General features: G+C 63.6%; 15 protein-coding genes. 1 reads left to right on the top strand and 14 read right to left on the bottom strand.

The window, feature by feature from the left end; genetic code table 11:
• Positions 1-36: 36 nt before the first annotated feature.
• The 14 genes from OH686_RS01890 to sdhC form a co-directional block, all read right to left on the bottom strand.
• Positions 37-834 carry a DUF4892 domain-containing protein gene (locus OH686_RS01890; protein ID WP_289535932.1) on the bottom strand — a complete coding sequence of 266 codons (798 nt, stop codon included), beginning with the start codon at positions 832-834 and terminating at the stop codon, positions 37-39.
• Positions 835-842: 8 nt separating this feature from the next.
• Positions 843-1,496 (bottom strand): glutathione S-transferase family protein, encoded by a 654-nt coding sequence (locus tag OH686_RS01895; RefSeq protein WP_289535933.1) that lies wholly within the window; start codon positions 1,494-1,496, stop codon positions 843-845.
• Between the two features lie 49 nt (positions 1,497-1,545).
• Positions 1,546-2,409 (bottom strand): alpha/beta hydrolase, encoded by an 864-nt coding sequence (locus OH686_RS01900; protein ID WP_289535934.1) that lies wholly within the window; start codon positions 2,407-2,409, stop codon positions 1,546-1,548.
• Entirely contained in the window at positions 2,406-3,224 is an 819-nt protein-coding gene (locus OH686_RS01905) for an alpha/beta fold hydrolase (protein WP_289535935.1), read from the bottom strand. Before OH686_RS01905 ends, OH686_RS01900 begins: the two co-directional genes overlap by 4 nt.
• Positions 3,225-3,376: 152 nt before the next feature.
• Positions 3,377-4,690 (bottom strand): branched-chain amino acid transport system II carrier protein, encoded by a 1,314-nt coding sequence (brnQ, locus tag OH686_RS01910; protein WP_289535936.1) that lies wholly within the window; start codon positions 4,688-4,690, stop codon positions 3,377-3,379.
• Positions 4,691-4,977: 287 nt separating this feature from the next.
• Positions 4,978-5,865 carry a succinate--CoA ligase subunit alpha gene (gene sucD, locus OH686_RS01915; RefSeq protein ID WP_192398335.1) on the bottom strand — a complete coding sequence of 296 codons (888 nt, stop codon included), beginning with the start codon at positions 5,863-5,865 and terminating at the stop codon, positions 4,978-4,980.
• Positions 5,865-7,031, bottom strand: coding sequence for an ADP-forming succinate--CoA ligase subunit beta (gene sucC, locus OH686_RS01920; RefSeq protein ID WP_137972995.1), 1,167 nt, complete (start codon positions 7,029-7,031; stop codon positions 5,865-5,867). Before sucC ends, sucD begins: the two co-directional genes overlap by 1 nt.
• Before the next feature lie 187 nt (positions 7,032-7,218).
• Entirely contained in the window at positions 7,219-8,655 is a 1,437-nt protein-coding gene (gene lpdA / locus OH686_RS01925; protein WP_137972994.1) for a dihydrolipoyl dehydrogenase, read from the bottom strand.
• Between the two features lie 68 nt (positions 8,656-8,723).
• The gene (odhB, locus tag OH686_RS01930) at positions 8,724-9,944 is read right to left on the bottom strand and encodes a 2-oxoglutarate dehydrogenase complex dihydrolipoyllysine-residue succinyltransferase (RefSeq protein WP_289535937.1); all 1,221 of its coding nucleotides are present in this window, start codon (positions 9,942-9,944) and stop codon (positions 8,724-8,726) included.
• 73 nt (positions 9,945-10,017) lie between these two features.
• Positions 10,018-12,849: a 2-oxoglutarate dehydrogenase E1 component gene (locus OH686_RS01935; protein ID WP_289535938.1), complete on the bottom strand. Its 2,832-nt coding sequence runs from the start codon at positions 12,847-12,849 to the stop codon at positions 10,018-10,020.
• A 244-nt stretch (positions 12,850-13,093) separates the two neighbouring features.
• Positions 13,094-13,813 carry a succinate dehydrogenase iron-sulfur subunit gene (locus OH686_RS01940; protein ID WP_289535939.1) on the bottom strand — a complete coding sequence of 240 codons (720 nt, stop codon included), beginning with the start codon at positions 13,811-13,813 and terminating at the stop codon, positions 13,094-13,096.
• 11 nt (positions 13,814-13,824) lie between these two features.
• Entirely contained in the window at positions 13,825-15,600 is a 1,776-nt protein-coding gene (gene sdhA, locus OH686_RS01945; RefSeq protein WP_137972990.1) for a succinate dehydrogenase flavoprotein subunit, read from the bottom strand.
• A gap of 3 nt (positions 15,601-15,603) precedes the next feature.
• Positions 15,604-15,972 (bottom strand): succinate dehydrogenase, hydrophobic membrane anchor protein, encoded by a 369-nt coding sequence (sdhD, locus tag OH686_RS01950; protein WP_137972989.1) that lies wholly within the window; start codon positions 15,970-15,972, stop codon positions 15,604-15,606.
• Positions 15,966-16,352 carry a succinate dehydrogenase, cytochrome b556 subunit gene (gene sdhC / locus OH686_RS01955; RefSeq protein WP_171016316.1) on the bottom strand — a complete coding sequence of 129 codons (387 nt, stop codon included), beginning with the start codon at positions 16,350-16,352 and terminating at the stop codon, positions 15,966-15,968. Before sdhC ends, sdhD begins: the two co-directional genes overlap by 7 nt.
• A 348-nt stretch (positions 16,353-16,700) precedes the next feature.
• Between sdhC and gltA the strand changes: the two genes are divergently transcribed.
• On the top strand, positions 16,701-17,990 hold the full coding sequence (gene gltA / locus OH686_RS01960) for a citrate synthase (RefSeq protein WP_289535940.1): 1,290 nt from the start codon (positions 16,701-16,703) through the stop codon (positions 17,988-17,990).
• The last annotated feature ends 151 nt before the right edge of the window (positions 17,991-18,141 follow it).

An 18,141-nucleotide genomic window follows, 5' to 3' on the forward strand; every position in this document is an offset into this window, starting at 1 on the left:
AACCCGGGCGGAAAGCGGCCCGGCACGCCTCATTGTTCAGCGTAGTTGTTGCAGACGCAGGCCCGCGCCCTCGCTAGCCACCACCTGCAGGCGGTTGCCGCGCACCCCGCGGCGCTCCAGCTCCGCACGCCAGGCCTCGGCTTGCGCGCCGGCCAGGCCGACGCGCAGGGTGCTGTCCAGGCTCAGGGTGCGGGCCAGCAGATCGCCCCACTGCTCGTCCGGTGAGCCCAGCTGCGGCAGGCTCAGTTCGCCACTGCTCTTGAGCTGGCGCAACAGGGTGCCAGGGGTGGGCAGCAGCGCCGGCAACGCCGCGCCGGCGTCAAGCTGCTCCACGTGCAGATAGGAACGGCGATTGCCGCGGGTGATGCCGTACAGGGCGACCAGGCTGTCCTGTTGCGGCGCGGCCAGGCGCAGCAGCAGGTAGCTCTGCCGCTCCTCGGGACCGTACAGTTTGGCGTTGCCGAAGATGGCGTTGGCGAACAGGCTGCTGGAGCCGCAGTCACGGCCCTCGCACCAGAACAGCAACTGGGCGCCCTGCCCCTGCAGATGCTCACGCGCCAGCGTCAGCGCCTCACGCGGCGAGTGCTCCTCCGGCAGGCGATAGGTCAGCGCCCGCAGGCGCCCCTCGGCGAGCACTTCGGTGGCACGCAGCTGGCCGCTGATGCGGCGCAGGCCATCCTGCGGGTAACGCTTCTCCGCGTTGGGTTGATCGCGATAGTCGACGATCTCGGCGCGCGGGAAACGCGGCAGGCTGTCCAGATCCTGGCTGCCGGGCACATCGGCGGCCAGCAGCGGCGTACAGATCAGGCTCAGGCAGAAAGCGAAATAACGCATGCGGCTCCTTAGCGTGTCAGCATGCTCTGCGCGGTTTTCACCACGCGATCATCGTCCTTGGCCCGCTCCGGTATCAGCAGGCCGCGCTGCACCGCCGGGCGCGCGGCGAGCGCCGCCATCCAGCGCTGCAGATGCTCCAGGCCATCCACCGAGACGCCGGCCCAGTCGTGCACACGCACCCAGGGATAGGTGGCGATGTCGGCGATACCGTAGTCGCCGGCCAGGTACTCGGCCTCGCCCAGGCGACTGTCGAGCACCTCGTAGAGGCGGCGGGTCTCGTGCTGGTAGCGGTCGATGGCGCCCTGCAGCTTCTCCGGGAAATAGCGGAAGAACACGTTGGCCTGGCCCTGCATGGGCCCTACTCCGCCCATCTGGAACATCAGCCACTGGATCGCCAGCGAACGACCCTTGACGCCACTGGGCAGCAGCTTGCCGGTCTTCTCGGCCAGGTAGATGAGGATGGCGCCGGACTCGAACACGGCGAAGCCGTCGTCGACGATGGCCGGGATGCGGCCGTTGGGGTTGATGCGCAGGAACTCGGGGGCCTTCTGCTCCTTCTTGTCGAAGGACAGCGCGTGTACCTGATAGGGCAGGCCCAGTTCCTCCAGCGCGATGGACACCTTGTGTCCGTTCGGCGTGGCGGCGGTGTACAGATCGATCATGGCAATCTCCGATACGACCTGCACAGCCTCGGCAGTTGCCGAGGCCGCGTCAAGCGCGGCGGAAGAATGGATTGAAACAGTCTGCGACCTGCTGCGCGCCGGCCTCATCGTTGAGGTGCAGGTGATGGCCGCCGGGCAGGATGTGGGTCTCGAAGGAGGTGCCCTCGACCAGGCTCTTCAGGCGTGGCTCGACGTTCATCTGCCCGCCCTCGGCGAGGATCAGGCTGACCGGGCACTGCACGGCGCGGATGAACTGCTCGACATGGGCGAAGGTCAGGCGCATCACCGACGGCAGGGTCAGGCGGATATCGGTGCGCCAGGTGTAGCCACCCGGCACTGGCTCCAGGCCACGCTGGGCCAGCAACTCTGCAGCCTCGCGGCTGACCGCTACCACCCCACGCATGCGCGCCTCGACGGCCTTGTCCAGGTTCGAGTAGACCGGCTTCTGCTTGTCGCGCACCGCCAGGCGCGAACGCAGCGCATCGCCCAAACGCTTGGGGGCGCTGTCGGCCTCTGCCGTGTACGGCACCAGGCCGTCGATCAGCGCCAGGCGCTCGACCCGCTCCGGCAGCGCTGCCGCCAGCAGAGTCGAAATGATCGCGCCCATGGAATGGCCGAGCAGATTGAAGCGCTCCCAGCCGAGCTGCTCGGCCACCAGCAGCACATCCTCCAGGTACTCCCACATGCTGTAGCTGGAGTTGCTGGCGTAGTGCCCGGAATGGCCGTGGCCGGGGAAATCCAGGGCGACGATGCGCAGCCCTTCCAGCTTCGGCGCCAGGCGCGCGAAGGTCATGGCATTGTCCAGCCAGCCATGCAGGGCGATAACCGGAATGCCGTCCTCCGGACCGAACAGATGCGCTGCCAGCTCCACGTGCGGCAGGCTGAAACGGGTTTCCTCGACTCTCAGGCTCATGCCGAACGCTCCATGCCCTGCCCCTGCCAGCGGCCAAACAGCTCGCGCAGCAGGCGCGCGGTGTCCTGCGGACGTTCCAGCGGGAACATGTGGCCGCCGGGCAGGCTCAGGTATTCGCCCTGACGCACGCGACTGACCTGGCGCGCATGGTGCGGTAGCACCACCTTGCTGTGCCGGCCACGCACCACCGCCAGCGGTACGGCGAGCTGCTGCGGACGGCCCGGTACGGTGTGCGGCACGCTGCGGTAGATGTTGATCTCGGTGGCCGGATCGAAACGCAGACGCAGGCGCCTTTCTTGGCCTTGGCCCTCCTCGCGCAGGCCGTGGCGCACATAGGCGTCCAGGCAGTCGGGATCGAAACGGCGGAACAGGGTCTTGCCGGCGAAGTAGTCGCGGGCCTCGCTGAAGTCGCCGAAGGCCTCGCGGCGGCCGACGGTACGTCCGGCCGGGGTGATCTTGTCGATAAAGCCGAAGCGCTTGGCCGCGCGGATCACCAGGCGATCGACGCCGGTCAGCAGCGGCGAATCGAGCATCACCACACCGCGGTACAGCTCGGGACGGCGCAGTGCGGCGTGGTAGTGCAGCACGCCGCCGAGCGAGTGGCCTACGCCCCATACCGGTTCGGCGCCCTGCTCCAGATGCAGGATCAGCTCGTCCACCAGGTTGTTCCAGTTGTCGTCCACCGGGAAGCGCGGGTCATGGCCGTGCTGCTCCAGATGCTGCACCTGGTAGTCCGGCGCCAGGGCGGCGAACAGCTTGCCGTAGGTGGCCGAGGGGAAGCCGTTGGCGTGGGCGAAGAAGATGGTTTGCGGCATGGCGGACGGACTGCAGAAGGATTCCCCGCGATTGTCCGGCACACCCGGCCGGGCGGCAATCGGCAGAAGATGCCAGAAGCGCCAAACAACAGGTGCAGCGCGCCAAAACGTGCGCGCCAGAGGGGCTGCATTGCGCAGCCCCGAGTTCTGGATCAGGCGGTCTGGGTCGCCGGCTCGCCACGTAGGCGGTCGAAGATCAGCGCCGCGATCAGGGTCAGCACCGAGGGCACCAGCCAGCCGAGGCCCTGCTCGGCCAGCGGCAGGTGCTTGAGCAGCATCGGCAGATGGGCGCCGAAGCCGGCCGCATGCACCGCGTCGACCAGGCCGAACAGCAGCGCCACCAGCATCACCGGCGCGACCACGCGGCACGGCGAGTTCCACAGGTTCCAGCAGAAGCTCAGCGCCACCAGCACGATGCACGGCGGGTAGATGGCGGTGAGCACCGGCACCGAGACCTGGATCAGGGTCGACAGGCCGAGGTTGGACACCAGCAGCGAGAAGCCGGCCAGCAGCAACACCAGGGTGCGGTAGGACAGCGATAGCAGGCGGCTGAAGTACTCGGCGCAGGCGCAGGTCAGGCCCACGGCGGTGACCAGGCAGGCCAGCGAGATCAGCACCGCGAGGAAGGTGCTACCCAGGTCGCCGAAGGTGTGTTGCACATAGGCATGCAGCACCGCCGCACCGTTGGTGGCGTCACCGGCGATGCCGTGGCTGCCGGCGCCCAGGCGGAACAGGCTGATATAGACCAGCGCCAGGCCGACGCCGGCGATCAGCCCGGCGATGATGGCGTAGCGGGTGATCAGCCGCGGCGACTCGACACCGCGCGAGCGGATGGCGTTGACGATGACGATGCCGAATACCAGGGCGCCGAGGGTATCCATGGTCAGGTAGCCATTGATGAAGCCCTGGGAGAACGGCGCGGCCTGGTAGGCCGGGGTCGCCTCGCCGATCTCGCCCAGCGGCAGCATGAACGCGGCCACGCCGAGAATGGCCAGGGCGATGATCTTCAGCGGCGCCAGCACGCGGCCGACGCTATCGAGCAGGCGGCCCGGATAGAGCGATACGGCCAGCACCAAGGCGAAATACACCAGGCTGTAGAGGAACAGTGGCAGCGGCGCGTTGCCGGTCAGCGGCGCCAGCCCGACCTCGAAGGACACGGTGGCGGTACGCGGGGTGGCGAACAGCGGGCCCACGGCGAGGTAGCAGACGGCGGCGAGAATGGTGCCGGCGGTCTTGCCGATCGGGCTGCTCAGGCTGTCCATGGCGCCACCGACCTTGGCCAGGGCGATCACGGTGATCACCGGCAGGCCGACTGCGGTGATCAGGAAGCCCAGTGCGGCGATCCACACGCTGGGGCCGGCCTGCAGGCCGACGATGGGCGGGAAGATGATGTTGCCGGCCCCGACGAACAGGGCAAAAGTCATGAATCCCAGAGCCAACAGGTCCGGGCCTTTCAAGCGAGTCATAGGAGGAATTACCACTGGCAGTAGAAGGAAAGCAGAGGGTTCCCTTGGATTAGGAATAGGCTTTCTGCCCGGTCCGGGCCGATCGCCGAAGCTCCTGCTGCGCGCCCTTGTGAGGTGCGAGCGGGTAGATAGTTGCAAGCCTAACGAAATTTCTCGCCGGCCGCGGCGGACAGCGGTCGAGCTGTCGAACAGCGGAAACAATCTGTCGCCTGGCGGCAATTTTCTGGCCGTCTGGACAGCAATGAAAAAGGCCACCCGAAGGTGGCCTCTTTCCGATCAAGTCAGCCTCAGGCCTTCTTGACTTCCCAACCGGTCAGCTCGGCCAGGGCCTTGCCGATGTCGGCCAGGGAACGCACGGTTTTCACACCGGCGTCCTGCAGGGCGGCGAACTTCTCGTCCGCGGTGCCTTTGCCACCGGAGATGATGGCGCCGGCGTGGCCCATACGCTTGCCGGGCGGCGCGGTCACACCAGCGATGTAGGACACTACAGGCTTGGTGACGTTGGCCTTGATGTAGGCAGCGGCTTCTTCTTCAGCGGAACCGCCGATCTCACCGATCATGACGATCGCTTCGGTCTTCGGGTCTTCCTGGAACAGCTTCAGGATGTCGATGAAGTTGGAGCCCGGGATCGGGTCGCCACCGATGCCCACGCAGGTGGACTGGCCGAAGCCGGCGTCGGTGGTCTGCTTCACGGCTTCGTAAGTCAGGGTGCCGGAGCGCGACACGATGCCTACTTTGCCCGGCAGGTGGATGTGACCCGGCATGATGCCGATCTTGCACTCGCCGGGAGTGATCACGCCCGGGCAGTTCGGGCCGATCAGGCGTACGCCCAGCTCGTCACACTTGACCTTGGCGTCCAGCATGTCGAGGGTCGGGATGCCTTCGGTGATGCACACGATCAGCTTGATGCCGCCGTAGGCCGCTTCCAGGATCGAGTCCTTGCAGAACGGAGCCGGAACGTAGATCACCGAAGCGGTGGCGCCGGTGGCCTCAACGGCTTCCTTGACGGTGTTGAACACCGGCAGGCCCAGGTGAGTGGTGCCGCCCTTGCCCGGAGTCACGCCGCCAACCATCTTGGTGCCGTAGGCGATGGCTTGTTCGGAGTGGAAAGTACCCTGCGAGCCGGTGAAGCCCTGGCAGATGACTTTGGTGTCTTTATTGATCAGGACGCTCATTACTTGCCCTCCGCGGCTTTGACGACCTGCTGGGCAGCGTCGGTGAGGCTGGTAGCCGCGATGATGTTCAGACCGCTGTCGGCCAGGACCTTGGCGCCCAGCTCGGCATTGTTACCTTCCAGACGAACCACGACCGGGATCTTCACGCCGACTTCTTTCACGGCGCCGATGATGCCTTCGGCGATCATGTCGCAACGCACGATGCCGCCGAAGATGTTCACCAGAACGGCAGCGACGTTGCTGTCGGACAGGATGATCTTGAAGGCCTCGGTCACGCGCTCTTTGGTAGCGCCGCCGCCGACGTCGAGGAAGTTGGCCGGCTTGCCGCCGTGCAGATTGACGATGTCCATGGTGCCCATGGCCAGGCCAGCACCGTTGACCATGCAACCGATGTTGCCTTCCAGCGCGACGTAGTTCAGTTCCCACTTCTGCGCATGGGCTTCACGAGCGTCGTCCTGGGACGGGTCGTGCATGGCGCGCAGCTTGGGCTGACGATACATGGCGTTGGCGTCGATGTTGATCTTGGCGTCCAGGCAGTGCAGGTTGCCGTCTTTCTTGATCACCAGCGGGTTCACTTCCAGCAGCGCCAGGTCGTAGTCCTGGAACAGCTTGCCCAGGTTGACGAAGATGTGGGTGAACTGCTTGATCTGGTCGCCTTGCAGGCCCAGCTGGAAGGCCAGCTCGCGGCCCTGGTACGGCTGAGCGCCGACCAGCGGGTCGATGGTGGCCTTGAGGATCTTCTCGGGAGTCTCGTGAGCGACTTTCTCGATGTCCACACCACCTTCGGTGGAAGCCATGAACACGATGCGGCGGCTGGAACGGTCGACGACGGCGCCGAGGTACAGCTCCTTGTCGATGTCGGTGCAGGACTCAACCAGGATCTTGCTGACCGGCTGACCGTTGGCGTCTGTCTGGTAGGTCACCAGACGCTTGCCCAGCCAGTTGGCGGCGAACGCCTTGGCGTCTTCCTTGTTCTTGACCAGCTTGACGCCGCCCGCTTTACCGCGGCCACCGGCGTGCACCTGGGCTTTGACAACCCACTCGCTGCCACCGATCTTTTCGCAGGCCGCAGCCGCTTCTTCCGGGGTGTCAACGGCGAAGCCAGTGGAAACCGGCAGGCCGTATTCAGCGAACAGCTGCTTACCCTGATACTCGTGAAGATTCATGCTTATCTACCGTTCTTCGTTTAGGTATTGCGCATTTCGGCGCTGCGCTCGAGGCGCCGCGCCACCTGTGACTGCACTGGTTAGCAGTCCGACGGACATTCCTGCGACTGGTTCTTGCGAACCGCCACGGGCCGTCCGCCGTGGTTTTTCCTGAAGCGCCCCGCGTTTAGGCGGGGCGCGGCACGCATCAGCGCTTCTTGCGATTGGCGATGTGGATGGCGTGGCCATTCACCGCCAGGGCCGCTTCGTGAAGCGCCTCGGACAGGGTCGGGTGCGAGAACACCATCATGCCCAGGTCTTCGGCACTGGTGCCGAATTCCATGCCGATGGCGCCCTGCTGGACCAGCTCGGCCGCGCTCGGGCCGATCACATGGACGCCCAGCACGCGGTCGGTCTTGGCATCGGCGATGACCTTGACCAGGCCGGCGGTGTCGTTGGCAGCCATGGCGCGGCCACTGGCGGCGAACGGGAAGGTGCCGACGTTGATCTCGACACCTTCGGCCTTGAGCTGCTGCTCGGTCTTGCCGACCCAGGCGATTTCCGGGTGTGTGTAGATGACCGACGGGATCAGGTCGTAGTTCATCTGGGCCTTGTGGCCCTTGATGCGCTCGGCAACCATCACGCCCTCTTCCGAAGCCTTGTGCGCGAGCATCGCGCCACGCACCACGTCACCGATGGCGTAGACGCCCGGCACGCTGGTTTCGCACTGATCGTTGACGAAGATGAAGCCACGCTCGTCCAGCGTCACGCCACTGTCGGCGGCCAGCAGGTCGGTGGTCACCGGGCGACGGCCGACGGCGACGATCAGCTTGTCGAAGGTCAGTTTCTGCTCGCCGGTGGCGTCGGTGAAGGTCACGGTGACCTGCTTCTTCTTCACTTCGCTGCCGGTGACGCGGGCACCCAGGCGGATGTCCAGGCCCTGCTTGCCGAGGATCTTCAGGGCTTCCTTGGAGATCTGCTCGTCGGCGGAAGCGAGGAACTTGTCCATGGCCTCCAGCACGGTGACTTCGGCGCCTAGGCGGGCCCATACCGAGCCCAGCTCCAGACCGATGACGCCGGCGCCGATCACGCCCAGCTTCTTCGGCACGGCCTGGAATTCCAGGGCGCCGGTGGAATCGACGATCACGTCCTGATCGACCGGAGCCGGCGGGATGTCGACCGGACGGGAGCCGGAAGCCAGAATCACGTTGTCGGCTTCGACGATCTGGGTCTTGCCGTCCAGGCCAGTGACTTCAACCTTCTTGCCAGCCAGCAGCTTGCCGTGGCCTTCCAGCAGGGTGACACCGTTGGACTTGAACAGGCCGGCGACGCCGCCGGTCAGGTTCTTGATGATGGTGTTCTTGCGCGCGACCATCTGCGGTACGTCGATGGTGACGCCCTTGGCCTCGATGCCATGGACTTTGAAGCCCTCGTGGGCCTCATGGTACTTGTAGGAGCTGTCCAGCAGCGCCTTGGACGGAATGCAGCCGACGTTTAGGCAGGTGCCGCCCAGGGCGACCTTGCCATCCTTGTCCTGGTACTTCTCGATGCAGGCGGTCTTCAGACCGAGTTGCGCGGCCTTGATGGCGGCCACGTAGCCCCCGGGGCCAGCGCCAATCACTACCACGTCGAATTTCTGGGTCATAACTCATTCCTTCTCGAATAAAACCGGGTGGCCCCTTGTGGGGGCCACCGCGTTGCGCAGCCGTGGGATCAGATGTCCAGCAGCAGGCGAGCCGGGTCTTCCAGCAGATTCTTGATGGTCACCAGGAAGCTGACCGCTTCCTTGCCATCGATCAGGCGGTGATCGTAGGACAGTGCCAGGTACATCATCGGGCGGATGACGACCTGACCATTGATGGCCACCGGACGCTGGATGATGTTGTGCATGCCGAGGATCGCGGCCTGCGGCGGGTTGACGATCGGGGTCGACATCATCGAACCGAAGGTACCGCCGTTGGTGATGGTGAAGGTGCCACCGGTCATCTCTTCGATCGACAGCTTGCCGTCACGGGCCTTCTTGCCGAAGGTGGCGATGCCGTTCTCGACTTCGGCCAGGCTCATCAGCTCGGCGTTGCGCAGCACCGGAACCACCAGGCCACGGTCGCTGGAAACGGCCACGCCGATGTCCTGGTAGCCGTGGTAGACGATGTCGTTGCCGTCGATCGAGGCGTTGACCGCCGGGAAGCGCTTCAGCGCCTCGACAGCGGCCTTGACGAAGAAGGACATGAAGCCCAGGCGCACGCCGTTGTGGGTCTTCTCGAACAGGTCCTTGTACTTGCTGCGCAGGGCCATGACTTCATGCATGTCCACTTCGTTGAAGGTGGTCAGCATGGCCATGGTGGACTGGGCTTCGACCAGACGCTCGGCGACCTTGGCGCGCAGGCGGGTCATCGGTACGCGCTTCTCGACGCGGTCGCCGGCGGCGAATACCGGAGCCTCGGCAGCCGGAGCGGCCGGTTTGGCGGCAGCGGCCGGAGCGGACTTCTTGGCGGCGACGGCGGCAACGGCGTCTTCCTTGGTCACGCGACCACCCTTGCCGGTACCGGTGATGCTGTTCGGGTCGATACCGCCCTCTTCGGCGATCTTGCGCGCAGCAGGCGACAGGATGGAGTCGTCATCGGCGGCAGCAGCCGGAGCGGCAGCGGCGGCAGGCGCGGCAGCAGGAGCAGCGGCCGGAGCGGCAACGGCAGCGCCGGCGTCACCCAGTTTGCCCAGCAGTTCGCCAGAGAGGACCGTGTCGCCCTCGTTCTTGACGATTTCGGCGAGAACGCCGTCGGCTTCGGCGAGTACTTCCATCACCACCTTGTCGGTTTCGATGTCGACGATCAGCTCATCGCGCTTGACCGCATCGCCCGGCTTCTTGTGCCAGGTGGCGACGGTGCCGTCGGCAACCGATTCCGGGAAGGTTGGGGCTTTGATCTCGATAGCCATTGTGTGTGTTTCCTTAAATTCGGTTTCTTCAAGGAGGCGACGGCCCGTGCCGCCGCCTCAATACGCGAAGGCGTTAAACAGTAAAGGCGTCGTTCAGCAGTTTTTCCTGCTGTTCGGCGTGCATCGAAGCATAACCACAGGCCGGAGCAGCCGAGGCATCGCGGCCAGCGTACTGCAGGAACAGTTCCTTCTTGTGCGCGGAAGCGACACGGCGCATGTGGTGCTGGCTGCAATACCAGGCGCCCTGGTTCATCGGCTCTTCCTGACACCAGACGATGTGCTTGAGGTTCTTGTACGGCGCCAGAATCTCGGCCAGGTCGTCTTCCGGGAACGGATAGAGCTGCTCGATACGCACGATGGCGATGTCCTCGCGACCTTCCGCACGGCGCTTGGCCAGCAGGTCGTAGTACACCTTGCCGCTGCACAGCACGAGACGTTCGACCTTCTTCGGATCGATCTGATCGATCTCGCCGATGGCGGTCTGGAACGAGCCTTCGGCCAGTTCTTCCAGGGTCGAGATGGCCAGCGGGTGGCGCAGCAGCGACTTCGGCGTCAGTACCACCAGCGGCTTGCGCAGCGGGCGGATCACCTGGCGACGCAGCATGTGGTAGACCTGCGCCGGGGTGGTCGGCACGCAGACCTGCATGTTGTGCTCGGCGCACAGTTGCAGGTAACGCTCCAGACGCGCGGAGCTATGCTCTGGGCCCTGCCCTTCATAGCCGTGCGGCAGCAGCATGGTCAGGCCGCACAGACGGCCCCACTTGTGCTCGCCGCTGGAGATGAACTGGTCGAACACCACCTGGGCACCGTTGGCGAAGTCGCCGAACTGCGCTTCCCAGATCACCAGCGCGTTGGGCATGGTGGTGGAGTAGCCGTATTCGAAGGCCAGTACCGCTTCTTCCGAGAGGAAGGAGTCGTACAGCTGGAAGCGCGGCTGACCCTCGTAGAGGTTCTGCAGCGGCAGGTAGGTGGTCGCGTCCTTCTGGTTGTGCAGCGCCGCGTGGCGGTGCGAGAAGGTGCCGCGGCCGACGTCCTGGCCGGTCATGCGTACCGGGTGGCCTTCGAACAGCAGACTGGCGTAAGCCAGGTTCTCGGCGTAGCCCCAGTTGATCGGCATGGCGCCGGCGGTCATCTTGGCGCGGTCTTCCATCACCTTGGCGACCTGACGCTGGAGGACGAAGCCTTCCGGGATCTCCAGCAGTTTGCCGGCCAGATCCTGCAGGGTCTTCAGGTCGCAACGGGTGTCGTGACGCGCGGTCCAGGCATGGCCCAGGTACGGACGCCAGTCGACGAACAGCTCCTTGTTCGGCTCCTTGACCAGGCTCTTGACCACGTGCTGACCGTTGTCCAGCGCGCTGCGGTATTCCTCGATGCGAGCATTGACCGCGTCTTCGGCGACACGGCCGGCCTGCACCAGACGCTCGGCGTACAGCTCGCGGGTGGTGCGCTGCTTGGCGATCTGCTGGTACATCAGCGGCTGGGTGCCGCTCGGCTCGTCGGCCTCGTTGTGGCCACGACGGCGGTAGCAGACCAGGTCGATGACCACGTCACGTTTGAACTGCATGCGGTAGTCGACGGCCAGCTGGGTGACGAACAGTACCGCTTCCGGATCGTCGCCGTTCACGTGCAGGATCGGCGCCTGGATCATCTTCGCCACGTCGGTGGCGTACTCGGTGGAGCGCGAGTCGTCGGCACGGCTGGTGGTGAAGCCGACCTGGTTGTTGATCACGATGTGGATGGTGCCGCCGGTCTTGTAGGCACGGGTCTGCGACATCTGGAAGGTTTCCATGACCACGCCCTGACCGGCGAACGCCGCGTCACCGTGGATGGAAATCGGCAGCACCTTGTCACCGGTCGAGTCCTGGCGGCGGTCCTGACGGGCACGCACCGAACCCTCGACCACCGGAGAGACGATCTCCAGGTGCGAAGGGTTGAACGCCAGCGCCAAGTGCACTTCGCCACCCGAGGTCATGACGTTGGAGGAGAAGCCCTGGTGGTACTTCACGTCACCGGACGACAGGCCTTCGACCTGCTTGCCTTCGAACTCGTCGAACAGGTCGCGCGGGTTCTTGCCGAAGGTGTTGACCAGTACATTGAGGCGGCCGCGGTGGGCCATGCCGATGACTATTTCCTTGGTGCCGTAGGAGCCGCAGCGCTGGATGATCTCGTCCAGCAGCGGAATCAGGCTCTCGCCGCCTTCCAGACCGAAGCGCTTGGTGCCCGGGTACTTGGTGCCCAGGTACTTTTCCAGGCCTTCGGCGGCGGTCAGGCGCTCGAGCAGATGGCTCTGCACCTCGACCGAGTAGGCCGGACGGCCGCGCACGCTTTCCAGACGCTGCTGGAACCACTTGCGCTGCTCGGAATCGACGATGTGGGTGAACTCGGCGCCGATGGTGCGGCAATATGTCTGCTGCAGCGACTCGTGGATTTCCCGTAGAGTCGCCTCCTCCTTGCCGATGTAAAGCTCACCGGTACGGAAGGTGGTGTCGAGGTCGGCGTTGGTCAGCCCATAGTGATGGACTGCCAAATCGGCTGGCGCAGGACGCTGCCACAGACCCAGCGGGTCGAGCGTGGAGGCCTGATGGCCGCGCATGCGATATGCCTGGATCAGACGCAGAACTTCCACCTGCTTCTTCTCGTGCTCGCTGCTCACGCTCCCGGCGGAAACCGGCTGAGCACGGCGCTGGTTCTTGGCCAGCAGCACGAAATGATCGCGGACAGTGGAGTGCGAAACGTCGGTGACGGTATTCCCGTCGGCCGGCAGTTTCTGGAAGTAGGTGCGCCACTCTTCGGGCACAGCGTTGGGATCGTGCAGGTAGAGCTCATAGAGCTCTTCCACGTAGGCCGCGTTGCCACCGGATAGGTGGGCGCTGTCCCACATGCGCTGCATCACGCTTTCTTGCATGCTTGGTCACCCTCGGTAAGGGGACACCACCGGCGTAGAAGCCGTAGCTGGGCCATTCATAGTCCTGAAGCAGCGACCTGGTAAGCCACTACGGATCCCGCAGATAGTCCGGGTACCAGCCCGGATGCCCCTGCTGGTCGTCATTTTTCTTTCAAATAAGAGCCCTGGCTTTGTGAGCTGGGGCTCTGGCTTTACTGCGCCGGCGAATCGTTCCGCCGACGCAGGTGTAACGTGAAACGCTGAATCAGGTACCGCTCTGCAGCAGCATGTTACGTACGTGACCGATGGCCTTGGTCGGGTTCAGACCCTTGGGGCACACGTTCACGCAGTTCATGATGCCGCGGCAGCGGAACACGCTGAACGGGTCATCCAGGGACGCCAGACGCTCGGCGGTCTTGGTGTCGCGGCTGTCGGCCAGGAAGCGATAGGCCTGCAGCAGCGCGGCGGGACCGAGGAACTTGTCCGGGTTCCACCAGAAGGACGGGCAGCTGGTGGAGCAGCACGCGCACAGGATGCACTCGTACAGACCGTCCAGCTTCTCGCGCTCTTCCGGGCTCTGCAGACGCTCGATGGCCGGAGCCGGCGTATCGTTCTGCAGGAACGGCTGCACCTTCTCGTACTGCTTGTAGAAGATGCTCATGTCGACGACCAGGTCACGAATGACCGGCAGACCCGGCAGCGGACGGATGACCAGCTTGTTGCCCTTCACCACGGTGGAGATTGGGGTGATGCAGGCCAGGCCGTTCTTGCCGGTGATGTTCATGCCGTCGGAACCGCACACGCCTTCACGGCAGGAGCGACGGTAGGAGAAGCCTTCGTCCTGTTCCTTGATCAGGGCCAGTACGTCGAGAACCATCAGGTCCTTGCCGTCGATCTGCACGGTGAAGTCCTGCATGAACGGCGCGGCGTCTTTTTCCGGGTTGTAGCGATAAACGCTGACTTGCAAAGTGTTACCAAGAGACATGGTGGCCACCCTTAATAAGTACGTACTTTGGGTTCAAATGCAGGAACGGTCTTCGGCGCGAAGTTCACAGCGCGCTTGGCAACACGTTTCTCACCTGGGAAGTACAGGGAATGGCACAGCCAGTTGGTGTCGTCACGATCCTCGTAGTCTTCGCGGGCGTGGGCGCCACGGGACTCGGTACGGGTGTCGGCGGCGATGGCAGTGGCTTCGGCCACTTCCAGCAGGTTCTGCAGCTCCAGCGCTTCGATACGCGCGGTGTTGAAGGCCTGGCTCTTGTCGGCAATCTTGACGTTGGCGATGCGCTCGCGCAGATCGGCCAACTGAGTGATGCCCTTCTTCATGTATTCGCCGGTACGGAATACACCGAAGTAGTTCTGCATGCACTGCTGCAGCTCTTTACGCAGCGGAGCCACGTCTTCGCCGCTGCTGCGCTCGTTGACGCCGGACAGACGCTTCAGGGATGCCTCGATGTCGGTTTCGCTGGCGCCACGGACTTCCACGCCTTCCTTCAGCGCTTTTTCCAGGTGCAGACCAGCGGCGCGACCGAATACCACCAGGTCGAGCAGCGAGTTGCCGCCCAGACGGTTGGCACCGTGTACCGATACGCAGGCAACTTCACCTACGGCGAACAGGCCTTCGATGATCTTGTCGTTGCCATTGATGTCCTGGGTGATGGCCTGGCCATGAATGTTGGTGGCAACGCCGCCCATCATGTAGTGGCAGGTCGGGATCACCGGAACCGGAGCGAGGACCGGATCGACGTGAGCGAAGGTCTTGGACAGCTCGCAGATGCCCGGCAGGCGGCTGTGCAACACTTCTTCGCCGAGGTGGTCGAGTTTCAGCAGCACGTGGTCCTTGTCCGGGCCACAGCCGTTGCCGGCGATCACTTCCTTGACCATGGAACGGGCGACCACGTCGCGGCCGGCCAGGTCTTTGGCGTTCGGAGCGTAACGCTCCATGAAGCGCTCGCCGTGGGCGTTGATCAGGTAACCACCCTCACCGCGGCAGCCTTCGGTGACCAGTACACCGGCGCCGGCGATGCCGGTCGGGTGGAACTGCCACATCTCGATGTCCTGTACCGGCACGCCAGCACGCAGGGCCATGCCCACGCCGTCGCCGGTATTGATCAAGGCGTTGGTGGTGGAGGCGTAGATACGGCCAGCACCGCCAGTGGCCAGAACCACGGCCTTGGAGCGGATGTAGACGGTTTCGCCGGTCTCGATGCAGATGGCGATGATGCCGACGATGGCGCCGTCCTGGTTCTTCACCAGGTCGACGGCGTACCACTCGTTGAGGAACGAGGTGCCGGCCTTCAGGTTGGCCTGGTACAGGGTGTGCAGCAGGGCGTGACCGGTACGGTCAGCCGCGGCGCAGGTACGGGCAGCCTGGACGGACGGATTGTCCGGCCCCTTGGACTGGCCACCGAACGGACGCTGATAGATGCGGCCCTGTTCGGTACGGGAGAACGGCAGGCCCATGTGCTCGAGCTCGAACACGGCCTCCGGACCGACGGAACACATGTATTCGATCGCGTCCTGGTCACCGATGTAGTCGGAGCCCTTGACGGTGTCGTACATGTGCCAGCGCCAATCGTCGTTCGGGTCGGCCGAAGCGATGGCGCAGGTGATGCCGCCCTGGGCGGATACGGTGTGCGAACGGGTCGGGAAGACCTTGGTCACCACGGCAGTCTTGTGACCACCCTGGGCCAGCTGCAGTGCGGCACGCATGCCGGCACCGCCGCCACCAACGATGATGGCGTCATAGGAAAGAGTACGAATGCTAGACATGGATCAGAAACCCCACAGGATCTGCACACCCCAGACGAACACGACGAACTGGAGCACGCCGCAAACCGCCTGGACGAGGAAACGCACGCCGGTCGCCCAGCGGCCGATGGCCATGGGCGTCAGGTAGTCGGTGGTGATGGTCCACATACCGACCCAAGCGTGCACGATGAGAGCAACCAGAGCCAGCAGGCTGAAGATGCGCATCGCAGTGTGGGAGAACAGAGCATGCCACTCGGCGTAGCCGAGGCCCGGATGAGCTACCAGGTAGCCGATCAGGAACAGGAAATAAGCCGCGAGAACGACCGCAGATACGCGCTGGGCCATCCAGTCGTAGAGGCCCGAACGCGAGAAGTTGGTTACGTTGGTTACCATACCCAGACCCCCGCCAGAACAATGACCACCACCGAAACGGCGATGACAATCTTCGAGCCCAGCTTGCCGCCTTCCAGCGACTCACCGACACCCATGTCCATGATCAGGTGGCGTACACCGGCCACCAGGTGATACAGCAGGGCGGACAGCAGGCCCCAGATGATCAGCTTGGCCAGCGGACTGGTCAGGCACGCCTGTACTTCTGCAAAGCCTTCCTCGGATGCCAGGGTTTTATCGAGCGCATAGAGCATCACGATGATACCGAGGAAGAGGATGACACCGGAAACACGGTGCAGAATGGACGTATAAGCTGTGATCGGGAGTTTGATTGTCCTGAGATCTAGGTTTACAGGTCGTTGGCTATTCACGGCTTTTTTCACACTAGAGGCCCCTAACAAGCAGGGCAAGTTGTCGGGAAGTGCACTGGTCAGGTACCCCTCACCAAGGGAGTGCCAGCCGTCTAATTGTAGGCCTTAAAGCCCCTGACGGCCGGGCGCAGAGTATAGACAGTTAGGTAACTAATGACAACGTAATGGCCCACCCCAAAAAGCGGATTGCACGCCATTAATAAATGACGTATTAGGCCGTTCCCCTTGCCCCAAAAAAGGGCTGAAACCCCTCTGCTGTCTGGGTTCCAGTAAATTGACTTTCAGATTTATGTCTCTATAGTGTCCCGGGCCCTGCGTGGGGGGCTTCTGATGATTTCAAGCATAAACAGGAGGCCGAACATGGCTGACAAAAAAGCGCAGTTGATCATCGAGGGCAATGCCCCCGTAGAGCTGCCCGTATTGACCGGCACCGTAGGTCCCGATGTAGTTGACGTACGGGGCCTTACCGCCACGGGTCGCTTCACTTTTGATCCTGGCTTTATGTCGACCGCCTCTTGCGAGTCGAAAATCACCTACATCGACGGCGACGCCGGTGTTCTGCTGCACCGTGGCTACCCCATCGAGCAGTTGGCCGAGAAATCGGACTACCTGGAAACCTGCTACCTGCTGCTCAACGGCGAACTGCCGACTGCCGAGCAGAAGGCCAAGTTCGTCAGCACCATCAAGAACCACACCATGGTTCACGAGCAGCTGAAGAGCTTCTTCAACGGCTTCCGCCGCGATGCCCACCCGATGGCCATCATGTGCGGCGTGGTCGGTGCCCTCTCTGCCTTCTACCACGACTCGCTGGACATCAATAACGCCCAGCACCGCGAAGTTTCGGCCATGCGCCTGATCGCCAAGATGCCGACCATCGCCGCCATGGCGTACAAGTACTCCATGGGCCAGCCCATGATGTACCCGCGTAACGACCTGAACTACGCGGAAAACTTCCTGCACATGATGTTCAACACCCCGTGCGAGATCAAACCGATCAGCCCGGTACTGGCCAAGGCGATGGACCGCATCTTCGTCCTGCACGCCGACCATGAGCAGAACGCCTCCACTTCCACCGTACGTCTGGCCGGCTCCTCCGGCGCCAACCCGTTCGCCTGTATCGCCGCCGGCATCGCCGCGCTGTGGGGCCCGGCACACGGCGGCGCCAACGAAGCCGTACTGACCATGCTGGACGAGATCGGCAGCGTCGAGAACATCGACAAGTTCATCGCCAAGGCCAAGGACAAGAACGATCCGTTCAAGCTGATGGGCTTCGGTCACCGCGTGTACAAGAACCGCGACCCGCGCGCCACCGTGATGAAGAAGACCTGCGACGAAGTGCTGGCCGAACTGGGCATCAAGAACGACCCGCAGCTGGAACTGGCCATGCGCCTGGAAGAGATCGCCCTCACCGATCCGTACTTCAAGGAACGCAACCTGTACCCGAACGTGGACTTCTACTCGGGCATCATCCTCAAGGCCATCGGCATCCCGACCAGCATGTTCACCGTGATCTTCGCCCTGTCGCGTACCGTCGGCTGGATCTCGCACTGGAAGGAAATGCTGTCCAGCCCGTACAAGATCGGCCGTCCGCGCCAGCTCTACACCGGCTACGACAAGCGCGACTACGTCAAGCTGGAAGACCGCAAGTAAGTTTTGCGGGCAAAGAAAAAGGCTGCCAATTGGCAGCCTTTTTTCATTTCCGGCCTTAGACTGTCCCGAATCTTTTGAGCTAGAGCCAGGCAAGGCGAAATTAGGTGAGGGCGCGGAGTTTACGAGGTGTAAATGAGCAGCTCGAACCCAA

Origin of the sequence: Pseudomonas sp. SO81, assembly GCF_030374125.1 — a bacterium.
Classification (GTDB): domain Bacteria; phylum Pseudomonadota; class Gammaproteobacteria; order Pseudomonadales; family Pseudomonadaceae; genus Aquipseudomonas.